The sequence below is a fragment of the Marinobacterium lutimaris genome (assembly GCF_900108065.1).
GTDB lineage: Bacteria > Pseudomonadota > Gammaproteobacteria > Pseudomonadales > Balneatricaceae > Marinobacterium_D > Marinobacterium_D lutimaris.
This window is the reverse complement of the sequence record NZ_FNVQ01000001.1, coordinates 1,478,729-1,494,136: the sequence shown is the minus strand read 5'-3', so window position 1 is coordinate 1,494,136 and position 15,408 is coordinate 1,478,729. Positions and strand designations below refer to the sequence as shown.

General features: G+C 53.7%; 16 protein-coding genes. 13 read left to right on the top strand and 3 right to left on the bottom strand.

The features are described from left to right. Positions 1 to 5: 5 nt before the first annotated feature. From C4S72_RS06650 to C4S72_RS06625, 7 genes are all read left to right on the top strand, one after another. Entirely contained in the window at positions 6 to 2,345 is a 2,340-nt protein-coding gene (locus tag C4S72_RS06650; RefSeq protein ID WP_104002242.1) for a TonB-dependent siderophore receptor, read from the top strand. Positions 2,346 to 2,490: 145 nt separating this feature from the next. Then, positions 2,491 to 3,309: an alpha/beta hydrolase gene (locus C4S72_RS06645; RefSeq protein ID WP_104002241.1), complete on the top strand. Its 819-nt coding sequence runs from the start codon at positions 2,491 to 2,493 to the stop codon at positions 3,307 to 3,309. Between the two features lie 408 nt (positions 3,310 to 3,717). Beyond that, the gene (locus C4S72_RS06640; RefSeq protein WP_104002240.1) at positions 3,718 to 4,077 is read left to right on the top strand and encodes a hypothetical protein; all 360 of its coding nucleotides are present in this window, start codon (positions 3,718 to 3,720) and stop codon (positions 4,075 to 4,077) included. Positions 4,078 to 4,192: 115 nt separating this feature from the next. Next, the gene (locus C4S72_RS06635) at positions 4,193 to 4,690 is read left to right on the top strand and encodes a nuclear transport factor 2 family protein (protein ID WP_104002239.1); all 498 of its coding nucleotides are present in this window, start codon (positions 4,193 to 4,195) and stop codon (positions 4,688 to 4,690) included. Positions 4,691 to 4,960: 270 nt separating this feature from the next. Continuing rightward, positions 4,961 to 5,362 carry a hypothetical protein gene (locus tag C4S72_RS25610; protein WP_146071867.1) on the top strand — a complete coding sequence of 134 codons (402 nt, stop codon included), beginning with the start codon at positions 4,961 to 4,963 and terminating at the stop codon, positions 5,360 to 5,362. Between the two features lie 93 nt (positions 5,363 to 5,455). Beyond that, positions 5,456 to 5,944 (top strand): GNAT family N-acetyltransferase, encoded by a 489-nt coding sequence (locus C4S72_RS06630; RefSeq protein WP_160115456.1) that lies wholly within the window; start codon positions 5,456 to 5,458, stop codon positions 5,942 to 5,944. A 327-nt stretch (positions 5,945 to 6,271) separates the two neighbouring features. Further along, on the top strand, positions 6,272 to 8,008 hold the full coding sequence (locus tag C4S72_RS06625) for a putative bifunctional diguanylate cyclase/phosphodiesterase (RefSeq protein WP_104002237.1): 1,737 nt from the start codon (positions 6,272 to 6,274) through the stop codon (positions 8,006 to 8,008). A gap of 137 nt (positions 8,009 to 8,145) precedes the next feature. Here C4S72_RS06625 and C4S72_RS06620 read toward each other — a convergent pair whose 3' ends face one another. Next, complete coding sequence (locus C4S72_RS06620) at positions 8,146 to 8,850, bottom strand: hypothetical protein (RefSeq protein WP_104002236.1); 705 nt, start codon at positions 8,848 to 8,850, stop codon at positions 8,146 to 8,148. A 468-nt stretch (positions 8,851 to 9,318) separates the two neighbouring features. On the opposite strand from C4S72_RS06620, the gene C4S72_RS06615 reads away from it, so the two are divergent. The 4 genes from C4S72_RS06615 (at position 9,319) to C4S72_RS06600 (ending at position 12,155) form a co-directional block, all read left to right on the top strand. After that, on the top strand, positions 9,319 to 10,272 hold the full coding sequence (locus C4S72_RS06615) for a cupin-like domain-containing protein (protein WP_104002235.1): 954 nt from the start codon (positions 9,319 to 9,321) through the stop codon (positions 10,270 to 10,272). 247 nt (positions 10,273 to 10,519) lie between these two features. Beyond that, on the top strand, positions 10,520 to 10,810 hold the full coding sequence (locus C4S72_RS06610; RefSeq protein ID WP_104002234.1) for a hypothetical protein: 291 nt from the start codon (positions 10,520 to 10,522) through the stop codon (positions 10,808 to 10,810). A gap of 113 nt (positions 10,811 to 10,923) precedes the next feature. Then, positions 10,924 to 11,529 (top strand): cytochrome c oxidase assembly factor Coa1 family protein, encoded by a 606-nt coding sequence (locus C4S72_RS06605; protein WP_104003074.1) that lies wholly within the window; start codon positions 10,924 to 10,926, stop codon positions 11,527 to 11,529. 203 nt (positions 11,530 to 11,732) lie between these two features. Further along, entirely contained in the window at positions 11,733 to 12,155 is a 423-nt protein-coding gene (locus C4S72_RS06600) for a VOC family protein (protein WP_104002233.1), read from the top strand. Positions 12,156 to 12,335: 180 nt separating this feature from the next. On the opposite strand, the gene C4S72_RS06595 is transcribed toward C4S72_RS06600, so the two are convergent. Then, positions 12,336 to 13,028 (bottom strand): hypothetical protein, encoded by a 693-nt coding sequence (locus C4S72_RS06595; RefSeq protein WP_104002232.1) that lies wholly within the window; start codon positions 13,026 to 13,028, stop codon positions 12,336 to 12,338. Positions 13,029 to 13,322: 294 nt separating this feature from the next. Here C4S72_RS06595 and C4S72_RS06590 point away from each other — a divergent pair, with 294 nt between their 5' ends. Beyond that, a complete protein-coding gene (locus C4S72_RS06590; protein WP_104002231.1) occupies positions 13,323 to 13,835 on the top strand; it encodes a DinB family protein in 513 nt (170 codons plus the stop codon). A gap of 9 nt (positions 13,836 to 13,844) precedes the next feature. On the opposite strand, the gene C4S72_RS06585 is transcribed toward C4S72_RS06590, so the two are convergent. Beyond that, positions 13,845 to 14,768, bottom strand: coding sequence for a LysR family transcriptional regulator (locus tag C4S72_RS06585; RefSeq protein ID WP_104002230.1), 924 nt, complete (start codon positions 14,766 to 14,768; stop codon positions 13,845 to 13,847). A 179-nt stretch (positions 14,769 to 14,947) separates the two neighbouring features. Between C4S72_RS06585 and C4S72_RS06580 the strand changes: the two genes are divergently transcribed. Then, a complete protein-coding gene (locus tag C4S72_RS06580) occupies positions 14,948 to 15,406 on the top strand; it encodes a nuclear transport factor 2 family protein (protein ID WP_104002229.1) in 459 nt (152 codons plus the stop codon). Positions 15,407 to 15,408: the final 2 nt, after the last annotated feature.

Sequence of the window (15,408 nt, the reverse complement as noted above, 5' to 3'; positions counted from 1 at the left end):
TTCGCATGAAACCTGTTTGCCGGGTGCTGAGAAACATCGCGGTCAGCTGTGCGCTGACTAGCCCGGCGGTCCTCCTGCCGATGCAAGCGGTGCATGCCGCTGAGCAAAGTGTTCCGGGAGCGCAAAGCTACAGCATCGAGCCGGGTTCGCTGGGCAGTGTATTGAGCCAGTTCGCCAGCGACTCAAATATTGTGCTGTCGTTTTCCGCCGAGCTGACCGCCAGCTTGCAAAGCCAGGGGCTAAACGGTCGTTACAATGTTGAGCAGGGTTTTGCTCAGTTGCTTTCTGGCACCGGTCTGTATGTGGTCAAGCAGGGAGCCGCAGACTATGTGCTTGAGCGGGTCGAGCAGGACGGTTCCGTTGTTCTGGATCCAGTTCAGGTATTGGGTGAAGGCGTTAATCAGGGCTACATGGCAGTTTCCAGCCGCTCAGCGAGCAAAACCGATACTCCGCTGCTGGAAACGGCGCAAAGCATCAGTGTGATAACCGAGCAGCAGCTGCAGGACCGCCAGCCCCAGACGGTGGATCAGGCGGTGGCTTACACCGCCGGTGTGCGGGTTGAAGCCTCCGGGCTGGATCCGCGTTTCGATGTCATTACGCTGCGAGGCTTTCCGACCGTCTATAACGGTGACTTCCTCGACGGCCTGCGTCAGCCAAACTCGGGTTGGCTGTCTTACTTCGCCACCCAGCCTTATAACCTGGAGCGGATCGACGTAGTCAAAGGCCCGGATTCTGTGCTTTATGGTCAGATTTCGCCGGGTGGACTGGTTAACCGTGTCAGCAAACGTCCACGGGAGGATGCTGAGCAGGAGGTTCAGGTCCAGGTGGGCAGTCATGATCACCTGCAGGGCCAGTTCGATCTAGGTGGCTCGCTGAACCCGGACGTTCAGGTGCGCCTGGTCGGCTTGGTGCGTGATGCCCAGACCGATATTGAGCAGGTCGATAATGATGTGAAAATGCTCGCGCCTACGCTGCACTGGCAGATCGGCGACCGTACCGATATTACCTTTATCTCCCAGTATCAGGAGCGTCTCACCTCAGCTTCGCCACGACCCTACCAGGATGGCGAAAAGCTGACCCATTTTTGGGCCGGGGATGAGGATTTCGACAAGCTCGACCAAGAGCAGTGGGCGGTGGGTTACGAGCTGAATCATGTTTTCAACGAACACTTGGAACTGCAGCAGAACGTTCGCTATGGCGAGGTCGATACGACCAACCAGTATCTGTCGCCGGGTACTTTGAGTGGATCTACACTGAGCCGCAGCAGCGTTGGCCTTTATGAAGATATGCAATCACTCAGCACCGATACCCGCCTGGTGGCGCGCTTTGCCCAGGGGGAACTGCAACATAAGGTGCTGCTGGGCCTCGATTACGCCGATCTGGAGCATGAGGTTATTTACGCTGGTGGCAGTGCGCCAAGCATCGATATGGACAACCCCGATTACAGCCAGTCGGTGCCCAGACCGACCAGTGTCTGGACCGATTCGAGCGGCAAGACCCATAGAACCGGCGTCTATCTGCAGGACCAGGTGAAGATCGACAACTGGCATCTGACAGCTGGTGTGCGACGTGACTGGGTGCGTGATGAAACACGTAACAACCTGACCGGCATCACCGATAAAACCGATGATGAGAAAAACACCTGGCGCTTTGGTGCGCTTTACGCCTTTGATAGCGGTATCTCTCCTTACTTCAGCTATGCCCAGTCTTTCGTTCCTGAAAGTGGATCCGACGTTAACGGCAACAGCTTCGATCCCACCGAAGGTGAACAGTTTGAGCTCGGTCTGAAGTATCAACCGCAGGACACCGAGGCGCTGTTTACCGCGGCGCTTTATGAAATTACCGAATCCAACCGCACCACCACCGACCTGGATAACCCGGGTTTCAGCGTGCAGACCGGTGAAGTGCGCACCCGAGGCGTTGAACTGGAAGCGGTGGGCAACGTCAGCGAGAACCTGCGCCTGACCGCCAGCTACAACTACAACCAGGCCGAACTCTCGGCAGACAACGATGGCAACGAGGGTAATGACCTCGCCAACACCCCGCGTCATCTGGCATCGGTCTGGCTCGATTACGATGTACCGGCCATCGAACGGCTCTCCCTATCCGGTGGTACGCGCTATATCGGCAGTGAATATATCGACAACGCCAACAGCGACAAGAATGAGGCCTATCACCTGGTTGATCTCGCCGCCCGTTATGAGTTTGGCGGCTCTCTCGATGGCGTTCGTCTGAACATCAATGCCACCAATGTGTTCGATGAAGAGCATATCTCCTGTGAAGGTGCTTACTGCTACCGGGGGGCGGGTCGCAGCCTGATCGCCAGCCTTGCTTACCGTTGGTAATGGGTGTGCTGGCAGGTGTTGGCCGCAGCGAAAAAGCGGGAGCCTGGTGATGAAAGGTATCTGTATTACACCGGGTTTCTTCGCGCGCGCCATTTTGACGATAAGTTTGATTACAGGGGTATCAGCAGTGCAAGCAGACAGAGTAATGGCGCAGACGGTAGAGCGCGAAACGGGGCAGGAACAACGGGAATCACGCGTAGAGCTCGACCAGACGCTGGAGTGGCAGATGCAGAACCAGCGGGGCGACAGCTACCGAATCCTGGTGAGTAAACCGGAGGGGGATCTGCCCTATACCGGCGGATATCCCGTGATTTACGTGCTGGATGCCAACGCCTATTTTGCGTCGCTGCACGAGGCCAAGAGGGCACAAAAGCAGTTTCGTCAGGCGATTATCGTGGGCATTGCTTATCCAGGCGAGGACCCACATAACTTTATGCGTCGCGCCTACGATTTCTCGCCGCCAGCGCCGGAGGGAAAGAATGATCCGCCACAGGGCGGGCAGGATGAGTTGCTCGATTTTCTCAGCGCTAAAGTGATGCCTGCCGTGGCAGAACGCTTTCCGGTGAATGCCAGTCAGCAAAGCCTTTATGGGCACTCGTTTGGCGGCATGTTTGCTCTCTACGCCCTGTTTACCCGGCCAGCGATGTTTAATCACTATGTCGCGGCTAGCCCAAGCCTCTGGTGGAGCGACCGTTATCTGCTCCAGCATGAGCGTCGTTTCAGGCAGCAGGTTGAAGCCCAGCAGGTAGATGTTATCCATCGCAGCCTGTCGCTGATCGTCGGTGGAGAGGAATCACTGCAGACGCAACAGGATGCTGAGCAGCTTTATCAGCGGGTAACGGGGCTGTCTGCCTATGGGCTGCGTAGCAGCTTCTATGTGGCGGATGATGAAGACCACATGTCTGTACCCTTTAGTATCGGCGCACGGGTGCTGAGGCAGGTGCTCCAGAGTCGTAGCGAATAATAATCGACAGCGCGGCTTGGCCAGACCACCTGAACGCCGTCCCGCATGCGAGGGGCGGCGTTGTTGTTTCTAAATTGTTTCTAGATTGTTTCTAGGTTGCTTCCAGGTCGTTTACAGCCGCTGTTCGAGCGGGCTGTAGCGATCGGACCAGGGCCTTGAAGTGAGTTTTTAGAGCTTCTTCAATCTGGTATTCACTTATAGATGTAAGTGCCAGGATGATCCTGAGATAGCAGGGGTGCATTTCACTATTGAAACGGGCAGGCTGTTTATTGCAGAATTGTCGGGGCTGAAGATAGTAGCGAATTTTATGCTTCGTAAATACATTTACAGGCGCGTTTCTTTCTGTAAATGATTTCAGTGCTATAAATCTCGGCTCAAGGATTGAGCTTTAAAATTCAAGGAGGAAATATGCAAGATGTTTTTCGAAAGACATTCGGTGGCCTGACTACCCAGTATTACCTACGCCAGTTTTTCTTTGGTGTACTTGTGGCTGCGTTTTTTATTTTTATGACTATCAACGCAAAGCAGTCGATGGATATTGGGTCAATCATTTATGCTGTTATTGCCACTCTACTATATCCATACTCACGTTTTGTCTATGAAAGTATTGTTAACTTCGTCCTAGGAGATAACGTATTTTTTGTTAATGCTATTTTTATGTTGATAGTGAAGTTTTTCACTATAGTGATGTGCTGGTTCCTTTCTATTTTTATAGCACCAGTGGGCTTGGCATATTTGTTCTACCACCATAGTAAAGCCGCCAAATAAAAAGATAATTTGTATTCCCACCCTCACTCATACCTGTAGTATCTTTCATCTGCTCACCGGGCTGGAGCTGAGTATCCAGCCCGGTACTTCAAGGATGTCAGATAAGGTAGCCAGAATGAAAACCCTCACAAAGCTTATCCCCGTTGCACTGCTAGCACTCAGCAGCTCCGTTCACGCCCAGGAACCGGTGGTCGGTGTCGCCAACCCGGAGTCACTGTTTGTCGATGAGGATCCGCTGCTGCACAAGAACAAGCAGGCAACGCTACATATCATGCGTGAGCTGCTCCAGTGCAACCAGTGGGATCGCGCGCGGGAATGGATGACCGAGCAGTACATCCAGCACAACCCCAATGCCGCTTCTGGCGTGGAAGGTGTGATCTATTACTTCACGCAGGTGCTGAAGCGCGAGCCCACCGAGAACTGTGGTGAGCTGAAGACTCCGGTTGTGGCGGTGATGGCTGAGGACGATCTGGTAACGGTGATGATGCCCCGTACCTATCCGCACCCGACCAAAGAAGGTGAGACCTACACCACCACTTGGTACGACACCTTCCGCTTTGTGGATGGCAAGGCCGACGAGCACTGGGATCCGGCGACGATTCCTGCACCCTGATTGTTGCTCGCAGTGCGGCTAGGGTGAAGGCCCTTCACCAGAGAGCTTTTCAGGCGACAGTTTCGCGGGTTAGGAGTCGCATGGGTTGACAGCTGTATGCCTCAAAACCCGCTTGGCTCAGGAGATCTGGAAGCCCCGGATCCCTTGTTTGGCGACAGAGACAAGCAGACGGCTCGCGGGCAGATGAAAGTAATTTGATATTAAATGACTAATAGCCATTAGGGTTTAATTATCCGATTTTTTAGATGTTTTATTGATTAATGTTTAGATATGAAATGTGATATTTGTAACGCGGAAACCGGAATTAACTACGGTAATTCAAACGCAGTGCTTTGTAACGGATGCAGTTCTTCTGAGGAAATAATGGATCAGGTCGCAGCGGGTTTAATAAAGCCTGCTCCTACAGGAGGGCCATCGACAACGGTAGATTTCTCGACTCAGTCTACCCATAAAATAGCGCTGCTTATTTCCATTATTGGCTGGGTTGTATTCTCCCTGGGCGCAGTTGGATCTCTGTTGATGCTGTCGGGCGGACCTCCCGCTGTATTGACCTGTGTCGGCTTTTCTATCTCTGGGCTCTTGATTATCGCTGCTGGAGAAGTGACAAAATCGACGGCAGAAAATGCTGCTCATTCGAGAGAGATATTGAAAATAATGCGCGATAAAACCTGATAAAGCACAGCGGAGTAAAGCGGAGCTGATTAAGGCGCTATCAGTGCTCTTTGAAGTATGGTGCTAATTGCGCCTTATATCTTTTGGATACCGATGAAAATTGAAGCGATCGAATCAGCGCACTGGGAAGGTGTTCTGGAGATTCAAAGCGAAGCCTATCAGCAGGTCGGCCTCGAGGATTTGGCAGTACTGAAAAGCAAGTCGGAAGCTTCCCCCGAGACCTGCTTTGTGTGCCTTTCGGACGAGGGGCAGGTACAGGGTTATCTGCTGGCGCACCTCTGGAGTGGCCATCAACCGCCGAAGTTGTTTACCCGGTTACCGGTGATTGAGGCGGGAGATCACTTATACCTGCATGATATAGCCGTAAGCTCCAGGGCACGGGGACAGGGTGTTGGTGGCGAGCTGTTCGAGGCTCTGGAGAGGGTTTCGCGTGAGCGCGGGATTACTAAGCTGAGGCTCGTCGCGGTGCAGGGGGCAGCAAGCTACTGGGCGAGGCTTGGTTTTAACGAGGTAAGGACAACCCGCGTCTGCCCCAGTTATGGGAATGATGCCGTTATGATGGAAAAGGCCCTGGTGTTCTAGCCTGCCGGTTAGGAGGCTGGGGCTGATGCTCTCAATGCTCCGCTCTCCATGTTTCATTCCCCATAAACCGCTCCGCTTACCGGCCGCTCTATTAAGTACCACTCGAAGGGGCAGGTTTGCTTTGCTTTAACCCCAATCTGCTACCTTTAGGTGGGTAAACCGTCTTTAATCTGGGCCGGTTGCTTGGGAAACTCAGGTTTAGCCTTGCTGCGGTGGTCTGGATGAATTCCGCCCTGCGTATAAATGCAGGATAAATAGCAGTGTGAACCGTATCAGGCGCTTGTACCTGGCGACATAGCTCATCTGAAGAGACAGGGAGCAGCATCGGTGGCGAAGGAACCGGAAGAGAAGGATTGCACCACATCAGCAGAGAGTGACGCTTCTGGTGAACGACTGTTTGTGCAGCTGATCGACACTCTGCCGAAGGTCTCTGTTCAGGGGTACGACCGGAATCGGCGGGTGATCTATTGGAACAGTTCTAGCGCCGACATCTACGGCTATTCAAAAGAGGAGGCGCTAGGTCGCAAGCTGGAGGATTTAATTATCCCGGCTGAAATGGCTGCCGATGTTATCCGGCTGCATAAAGACTGGATGGAAAAAGGTATTGCGATCCCGTCCGCAGAACTGGTGCTCAAGCATAAGGATGGGCGCCCGGTCCCCGTATATTCCTCACATGTGATGCTCAAGGAGCATACCTCATCACCGGAAATGTTCTGTATCGATGTGGATCTGCGGGAACAGTACACGGCACGTGAAGAGCTAAGGGCGCTTGCAACGACGGACGCGCTGACCGGTTTGCCAAACCGGCGCTTCCTCGCCGGAGAACTGTCGCGCTTGATCTGTCAGAAACAGGTGAGCAATGAGCAGTTTGCAGTGCTTTTTATCGACCTGGATCTGTTTAAAGAGGTCAACGATACCCTCGGCCACACCTGGGGCGATAAGCTGCTGGGCGCTGTTGCCGAGCGGCTCAAGTCTGAGCTCCTGGGGGCTAACCTTCTTGCCCGCTTTGGCGGCGACGAATTTGTGCTGGTAGCGCCCGATATTGCATCGGTTGCTGAGGTCAGCGCATTGGCAGAGCGCCTGTTGCTACTCTTCCGTCAAAGCTTCTCGTTTGATAACGAAAGTGTCTATATCACCGCAAGTATCGGTATCAGTACCTATCCCGCAGACGGTACCGAACCTGAGACGCTGTTAAAGCATGCGGATGCGGCGATGTACTGCGCCAAGGAGAGCGGGCGTAACCGTGCGCACCTTTTCACCGCTGAACTTAGCAGGCAGCTCCAGGCTCAACGGGAGATCGGCTCGGGATTGCGTGACTCGATCGGTAAGGGCGAATTTGAGCTGGTCTACCAACCTCAGTTCGATATGACTGGTCAGACAGTGAAAGCCTGTGAAGCCCTGCTGCGGTGGCGTCCTCAGGTTGCTGGCATTGGGGCATCTCCCGATATATTCATTCCGATTGCCGAGCGCTCTGATCTGATCATTCTGATCGGCGATTGGGTGATGGAGCAGGCCTGCGCTCAGGTCAGTGCGTGGAAAAAGCGCGGCTTTAATGTGCGGGTAGATATCAATGTGTCGGGCAAGCAGTTGGAACAGGCCGACTTTTTTACCCGGCTTGAGCAGTGCCGCAGTAGCTTTGGTTTGTCGCCCGGGGACCTGGGGATAGAGCTGACCGAGCATGTGCTGATCAAATCCAATGACCGGATGCTTGCCGGATTAAGGGAGCTGAAGGAGAAGGGGGTAGAGATATCGATCGATGACTTCGGTACCGGCTACTCGTCACTGAACTACCTGAAGATCTTCCCCATTACGAATTTGAAGATTGATCGCGCCTTTGTGGCGGAAGCCCCAGAGAATGAGCTCGACGGAGCGCTTCTGGAGGCGATCGTTCATGTTGGCCACCGGCTCAAGTTCGATATTGTCGTTGAAGGTATAGAGACAGAGCGTCAGGCGGAGTTCTGCAGGCGCCTGGCAATCGATTACGCGCAAGGGTACTGGTTCAGCAAACCCCTGTCGGCAGATGAAGTGACCCGGTTTTTCGAGCAGTCTGCTGTAAACGAATAGGGCTGGGTGTAATCAAGCCTTGAGTGGCGAGAGCGCTCCGTTAGCGCCAGAGTAAGTCGCCAGAGCGAGTCGCCACTGCAGACCCCAATGCCGCCTCTTAGGTTGGAGGATATCCGGGCCTGCTTCCGTTTGCTTGATCAGATCAGGTGAGTCGCCCAGTAGCCGACTGCCAGCAGCGCCGTGCCAATAATCAGTGCCGCTGCGATACCGGTTGTTTTGAATGCCTTATCCGAGACCAGGGGCCGCGAAGGTTCGGCAACGACAGCGGTCTTCGTCTTGGACTCTTCAGTCGCATCGGGGGCCGTTTCGGTCAGGCCGATGGCGCGCACATAGGCTCTGATGAATGCATCCATCACCTGTTTCACCTGGTGATCGAATATCTCGATGTTTTCCAGTGTAAAGGCACCGAGTTCCAGCTTGCGTCTGGGGTAGCCGTCATAGCGTATATCCAGGCCAAAGGTCCCTTTGTAGAGGTAGAGCCCCAGCTTGCAGTCAGGCAGGTTGATCCAGACCCACTCCAGCGCAACCGACTGGTGATCGGTGATGTCGGTGTGGAGCTTCTTGAATTTATCGCCGATGCCGTACAGACGCTCGATGAAACGCACCAGTCCCGGACCCTTGGAGATGGTCTTGTGGGCGTTGGAGAGCGAAAGCGTGTAGCCATCGTCACTGACTGAAAACTTAAAATAGCCGTCGTCCAGTGAGCAGCCTATTTCAACGAAATCACTACCGAGTTTGACCTGGCCTTTTGTTCGCAGCGCGAAGCCCGCTTCCAGTTTCTGCCCGGAGTGGCTTGAATGCCGGTAGTATTTTTTAAAAATATCGAGGTGCTTTATATCCATACTGCTATTCGATGCTTAATCCCGTACAGACTATCCAACTTTTGAAAGACCACATGATCTGCTTCTTCGCTACGATCTGCAATGTCGTGTTATGAACTCATTCGCCCTGATGCCTGTTCGGGCCGCAGAAGCGGCCAATTACGTTCGGCCTGCCATCTGTTGTTGATGTCGCGTCTGCGCGCTATCCCAGATGAGTCCAGCAGTCGCTTGGGATCGATCCGTGCTGGCCATCGCTTTGAAGCTTCCTCGGATAACTCTATCCCTGTTTTGGCACAACTTTGCTAACATCGCGATGATCTGGCTGATGGCGTGAGAAGCGGTCGTTCTCTCGCGAGCCTGCGGGCTTTTTCGGGCAGAGGTCGAACGCGTTCAGCAGTAGGCTGGTGGCACCGATTTCTCCGTTGTGACGCAGCGGTCCGCATTAAATATATGATAACTAAATAAAATGTTGTTGATTTGGGATTTTGGATGAATTGCGCTGACATAGAGGTCGTTGAGTATCGTTCTGGACAAGAGGCGGAGATTGAGCGCCTGATCTACCAGAGCAAAAAGCCGATACTCTTTAAAATCTCAGATTTTCCTGACACCTTTGACCTGGATTTTTATATCGATTCGCATAACGGAAAGACAAGCTATACCCGTTATGACTCGGGTAAAAATATCATTGAGTCCTCGACGGCCAGGCTGCAAGACGTTTTATCCTGGATCAAGGAAGATCAGCCGGTCAGGATATTTGGTCAGATGTATCCTGACCACATCAACGATAAGCTGGTCGACAAAATACCGCTCTGGAAAAAAATCCCCTTCAGGCCGAGGTACTTTAAATCCTCCTTGGGCAAGGCGCTCTATTTCTTCGGTGGTAAGGGCAGTGTGACCAAGATGCACTTTGACCGGGAGAGGAACAGCAACCTCCACGTCTGCCTGCACGGCAAGAAAAGAGTGCTGCTGTTTGATGTGTCACAGAGCAGGAATATTTATAAAACGCCGCTGAAAAGCGACAGCGAAGTCGACTTCAAGCTGCCTTTTGATAAATCAATGAAGCGCTATCCGGATCTGGCTAAGGCGACTTGTTACGATGTGGTCCTCAGCCCCGGCGATATGATCTATATGCCGAAAAAGTGCTGGCATTACATCGAGTATATTGAACACAACGTGAGTGCGACATTCGCGTTTTATCCTAAGCGCATAGATCAGTTGCTTGGCACCCTGTCTGGTGTGTTTTACCTGGGGTTCTCTTTTCAGGGGATGGGGCTGGACAAAACGCCGACCTATAAGAAGTTTTCCAAGCGCTATATTCACTCGCGCGGGTTGAAGCGACTTGGCTACAAGGTGATTGAGAGCCTGGCATTTGTAGCGATCTACCCCGTGTGTCTGTACACGACCATCAATAAGTTCGTCATTCTTAAGAAGCGACCTTACTGAGCAGCCCAAAAGCTGGTGCTGCGCGAGGTCGCGTAGCATCAGCGTTTTGCCGCTGCGTGCAGTGGATAGCCTGAGACGTTCCCGGTCTGCAGAGCCGCCTGTTGCACCTCAGTGCCCCATCTCATAGCACCTGTGCTGACGGGAAAATTCTCCCCGGATTTGGGCGGCATCTCTTTCAAACCAGATATAATCCATTACAATCAATTCCTTAGCTCTATTTGAAGATGTAAAAACAAGGATAGCCCTCATGGAAGAGGTGTTGTTTCTGCTATTGGATGCCCTGATCAGCGGCATCATTCTTTGGTTGGCAGCCAAAATAACGGCGGTGGACCTGTCATTGGGCGAAACCGTTATCGCCGCAGCTGTGGCTGCTTTGGTGGCCCTGATCCCGACACTGGGCTGGGTACTATCTCTGGTTGCTCTGTTCACGCTGCTTAAAAAGTTCAGCGGTGCCAGTATCTGGCCTGACATCATTCTGATGGTGATCGTTAGCCGGCTGGTGTCCTTCGCTGCTGTGATGGCTCTTGGGGGCGTTTGAGTGTCTCGATAGCCATCAGTTACGGAGTGGCCGCTTTCGATCGGTACTCTCTAAAACAGACACCTTAATCTCAAGGTAATTGAATAACCGTACAAATGGAGGAAACCAAGGTTATGGAAAACACGTCAGGGCAGGGCCCGTCAGCTACCGTTCCCGCTGAGATCGATCGCTGGAACTGGGGCGCGTTCCTGCTGAACTGGATCTGGGGTATAGGCAACAACACCTTTATCGCGCTGCTGATGTTCGTGCCCTTTGTGAATATGGTGATGCCGTTCGTACTGGGTGCGAAAGGCAGTGCCTGGGCCTGGCGCAACAATCGCTGGGAGAGCGTTGAGCACTTTAAGCGTGTGCAGCGGAAATGGACGCTGGCGGCGCTGATCGCTTTCGGCGTCATCATCGCGCTATTCGTTATCCTGTTCTTCTCGATCATAGCCGGCATGAAGAGTTCAGAGGCTTATACGCTGGCGGTGCAGAAGCTGGAAACCAGTCAGGAAGCCGTCTCCGTCCTGGGCGAGCCGATCGCAACCGGTTCGCCCATGGGCAGCATCGAGGTCTCAGGCCCTTCGGGCTATGCGAGCATGTCGTTCAGTGCTGAGGGTTCGAAAGAGTCCGGCACCGTCTATTTTGAGGCGGTCAAGGAGATGGGTAGCTGGGAGATGAATGCCGCCATACTGGAGCTCGATGACTCCGGTCTGCGTATCGATCTGAACCTTCCCTGATACTCCGCGTTTGGGCTGCCGCGGCGTTCTGCCCCGGCAGTCCGCCTTTGCCTCCCGGTTTCTCGCCTCCTATTGTTAATACACGGGCTGTTGAATTACCCCGATAGTCCACGGCTTTAGCTTAGTTGCGTATCAGTCAGATGAGGCACCTAGCCAACTCCGGACGCGGCGACATGGAGCCAGCAAAGTAGGAGGGTCCGCTAATGAGCGTTGAACTTGATCATTTGATCGTTTCCGTACGTGATAAACGAGCGTCTGCCGAGTTGCTGGCTTCCCTGCTGGGCGTACCCTGGAGAGATTCGGCGGAAGGGCACTTTACGCCGGTTTACGTCAACGATGGACTGACGCTGGAATTCGATGAAACGGATGCGGTTCCAACGCTGCAGCATTACTGTTTTCGAGTGAGCGAAGAAGAGTTCGATGCGATCTTCAGCAGGCTCCTGGGCAGAGGCATAGCTTACCGAAGCACTCCCATGGGATCGGTGGATATGACGGTCAATACCTGGAGTGGCGGGAAAAATATCTACTGGGAAGCACCGGAAGGGGTTTTATGGGAGATTCTGACGGTCAGTTACGCCAGGCAACCGCAAAGAAGTAATCAACTTGAGGAAGTTAAGCGAAGTTAAGTCCGAACCTATCTGCCGGTATATCCCTGGGCAGCAGTGTTCACCCTCAACCCTTCGCCCTAAATTCGAGCGCTAATAACCGCTCCTGGTTCAGAGATCGCTATGACGGCGTCTGGGTGCCCGAGCTATACATACGGCTACTGACATCATCAGCAGCCGTATGTATGAATGGCTCAATCATCAATAGAGGCAGGTATTACCTCCCGAGCCCCAAACCTGAATGATATTCCTGAGGTAGCCTGCACAGGCGTTGAATTGATCCTCAGTGGTCAGAGTACGTGTCGGCCCATCGATGTATTGCGCGCAGCTTCCAGTGGCGCTCGCTGAATCCCAGGATGTCCACGAAACCCAGTAGTTGCCGACAGGCGTGTCATAAAACTGAACGGTGACAAAGTCGGCATTATCTTCGCTGCAATAGGGCGTTAACCCATAGTATCCATTGGGCGAAGCCGTGCTACTGAAATAATCCCACTCACCCTGGCAGGGGCATGGATCGCCGCTGGGTGGGTTATAGGCCAGCCCGAAGGGGATGAAGGTTGACGTGGTAAAGCTGCCGCCAGCGGTCGTGATCACCAGGATATAGTTACCCGGGCTGTTCACAACCTCCGCCACGCTCGTGGAGTAATCGAAGAGCAGGTGGGTGTCGGTAGAAATTGGGTTCAGAGTCAAAGCGACCCCGGCCAGAGTAGCAGTCGCTGAGGCAGGATCGAGACCTGCGCCTTCAACCAGAATCTGGCCGTTGCCGTAATCTACTTTGATGGAATACACCTCAAGAGGTGCCACGCTTTGAGCCTGGTTGGGGGGCTTTGCCAGCGCCGATAAACTGGTAAGTATCAGTGCAATGAAGATCCATACGCTTAGTGTGAGTCTCATGATGTCCTCTCCTTTAAAGCGTTATGTACTCGATTAACACTAGTCTAATTGTGTCCATAGCTACGTGAATTAGCGTCACGTTCATAGGCGGCGTAACTGTAAGGCGTGCATCTTAAACGGCCAACCTGTCGGCTGCTCACATGTCTGCTTCCTTAGCGAATCTCCAGGCGCGGCAACTATCGACTGATAGAGTTTTAGTGTCATTTGGCGCCAGGGGAATTAATAGAGGGTTTAAATCTGTTCGATTTATGTAGGAAGATTCATTCCTCCTGAATGAACTGAAGAGTGATGGTCATGATCGCAGCACAGGCAAAGGATATGGCGTCCTACAACCGTTGGATGAATGAGCGGGTGTATGAGGTCTGCGCAACACTCTCTGATGAAGCGCGTAAGCAGGACCGAGGCGCCTTTTTCAGCTCCATACACGGCACGCTGAATCATCTGCTGGTGGGCGATAAGTTATGGCTCGGGCGCTTTATCGACGAACCCTTCCCGCTGGAGAGCCTCGACCAGGAGCTACACGCTGACTTTGATGCGCTTCGCCATGACAGGGTCGCGACCGATGAGCAGATCGTCCAGTGGGCAGAGTCGCTGACAGATACAGCGCTGAGAGGCGATCTTGAATACATGAGTATCGTCAACCCGGCACCCAGGCGTTACGAGATGTGGCTCGCCGTGGCCCATTTTTTTAACCACCAGAGCCATCACCGCGGACAGATCACTACGCTACTGAGTCAGGCGGGGCTCGATGTAGGCCTGACCGATCTGATCTGGCTGCCGGAAGTCGTCGAGCGTAACGCCTTTTAAGGCGAGCGATTACAGCTGGTAAATGGAGCCCGGTTGCCTGGATTCTTCGATCAGGCAATCGATGACGACGCGCTGGCGCGGCTGCAGATAGCGAGAGCGGGGCCAGACCGCATGGATCGGCATCTCGGCGCCGGCATGGTTATCCAGCACCGTTATCAGTTCACCGCGCTGGATATGATCGTGGACCAGCCAGGTCGGTAATTGCGAGAGTCCCAGCCCATCCAGTGTGCCCTGAACCATCGCATCACCATCGCTGTAGTCGAAGCGGGCACGAATCACCTGAGAACACAGTTGTCCCCTGGCATCCTTTAACAGCCAGGCGGGTTGGTTACTACGCCGGCTACCGATAATGCAATCATGTTCGGTCAGTTCTGCCGGAGTTTGCGGCGTTCCATAACGCCCCAGGTACTCTGGGCTGGCGCAGATTACCAGCCGTTGCTGGCCCAGCCGGCGTGCAACCAAATCTGCGTCATCCTCCAGCGTGCCGATACGCACCACCAGATCCACCCCCTCATCAATCAGGTTGATGCGACGCTCGGTAAAGTTGACCGACAGCTCCAGCTGCGGGTACTGCTTTGCAAGCCGTGACAGCAGCGGCACCACATGACGACGGCCGAAGGCGGCGGGCAGGTGGATATTCATGCGCCCCGATACGGTCCCGCTGCCGGCCACCACGCCTTGTTCGAGTGCCTCGATCTCATCGAGGATCGCGACCCAGCCATCGAACATCCGTTGTCCCTCTTGGGTTGGAGTCAGGCTGCGTGTGGTGCGATGGAGCATCTTGGTGCCCAGGCGCTTCTCCAGCCGGGTAACGCTTTTCCCCACGGCTGAGCCGGTCAGACCGAGTTTTGCGCCTGCGGCGGTAAAAGACCCGGTGCGCAGGGTCTCTACAAACTCAAGTACACCGGCAAAACGGACGTCTTCGCTTTTCATTCAGGCCTTCTCCTGTGAAATCGGCCGTTTAATTGCCGTGATTGTGGAATCATGGGAATAAAAGTTAGGAATACTAACCGGATTATCAGTTTAGGGGAAAGGAATACAATGTTCTCTATGTTAAGCAGCATCCCGCATGAGCAGCGTGGTGCCTTCAATCGTATTAAGGAGAGCATCCCATGACAGACCAAGTAGATTTTCAACGCATTAACGCTTTGCTGGATAAAGAAGCGATCCGTGAACTGCGCCAGCACTACAGCTTTCTGCTGGATACCAACAATGCCCAGCGCATGGGTGAGGTGTTCACCGAGGACGCCGAAGTTAAAGTAACCGTCGGCTCGATGATCGGACTGGATGCGATCAAGCAGAGCCTGGCCGATGCCTATACCGCCTTCGATACCCAGGAGCGCAAGCACTTTCCCTTCGTGCATGCGGTGACCAACCACAGCATCACACTGACCGGGCCCGATACCGCCGAGGGCAGCTGCTACCTGCTCGACTTCGTGACCGACCGCGAACAGGCGCAGCATCCGTTTCTGCTGGTGGGCCGTTACATGGATGAGTACGTGCGGGTGAACGGCGAATGGCGTATTCAACGCACTGAGCTGGATGTTCTCTGGCCGAGCGAAGGCGTCTGAGG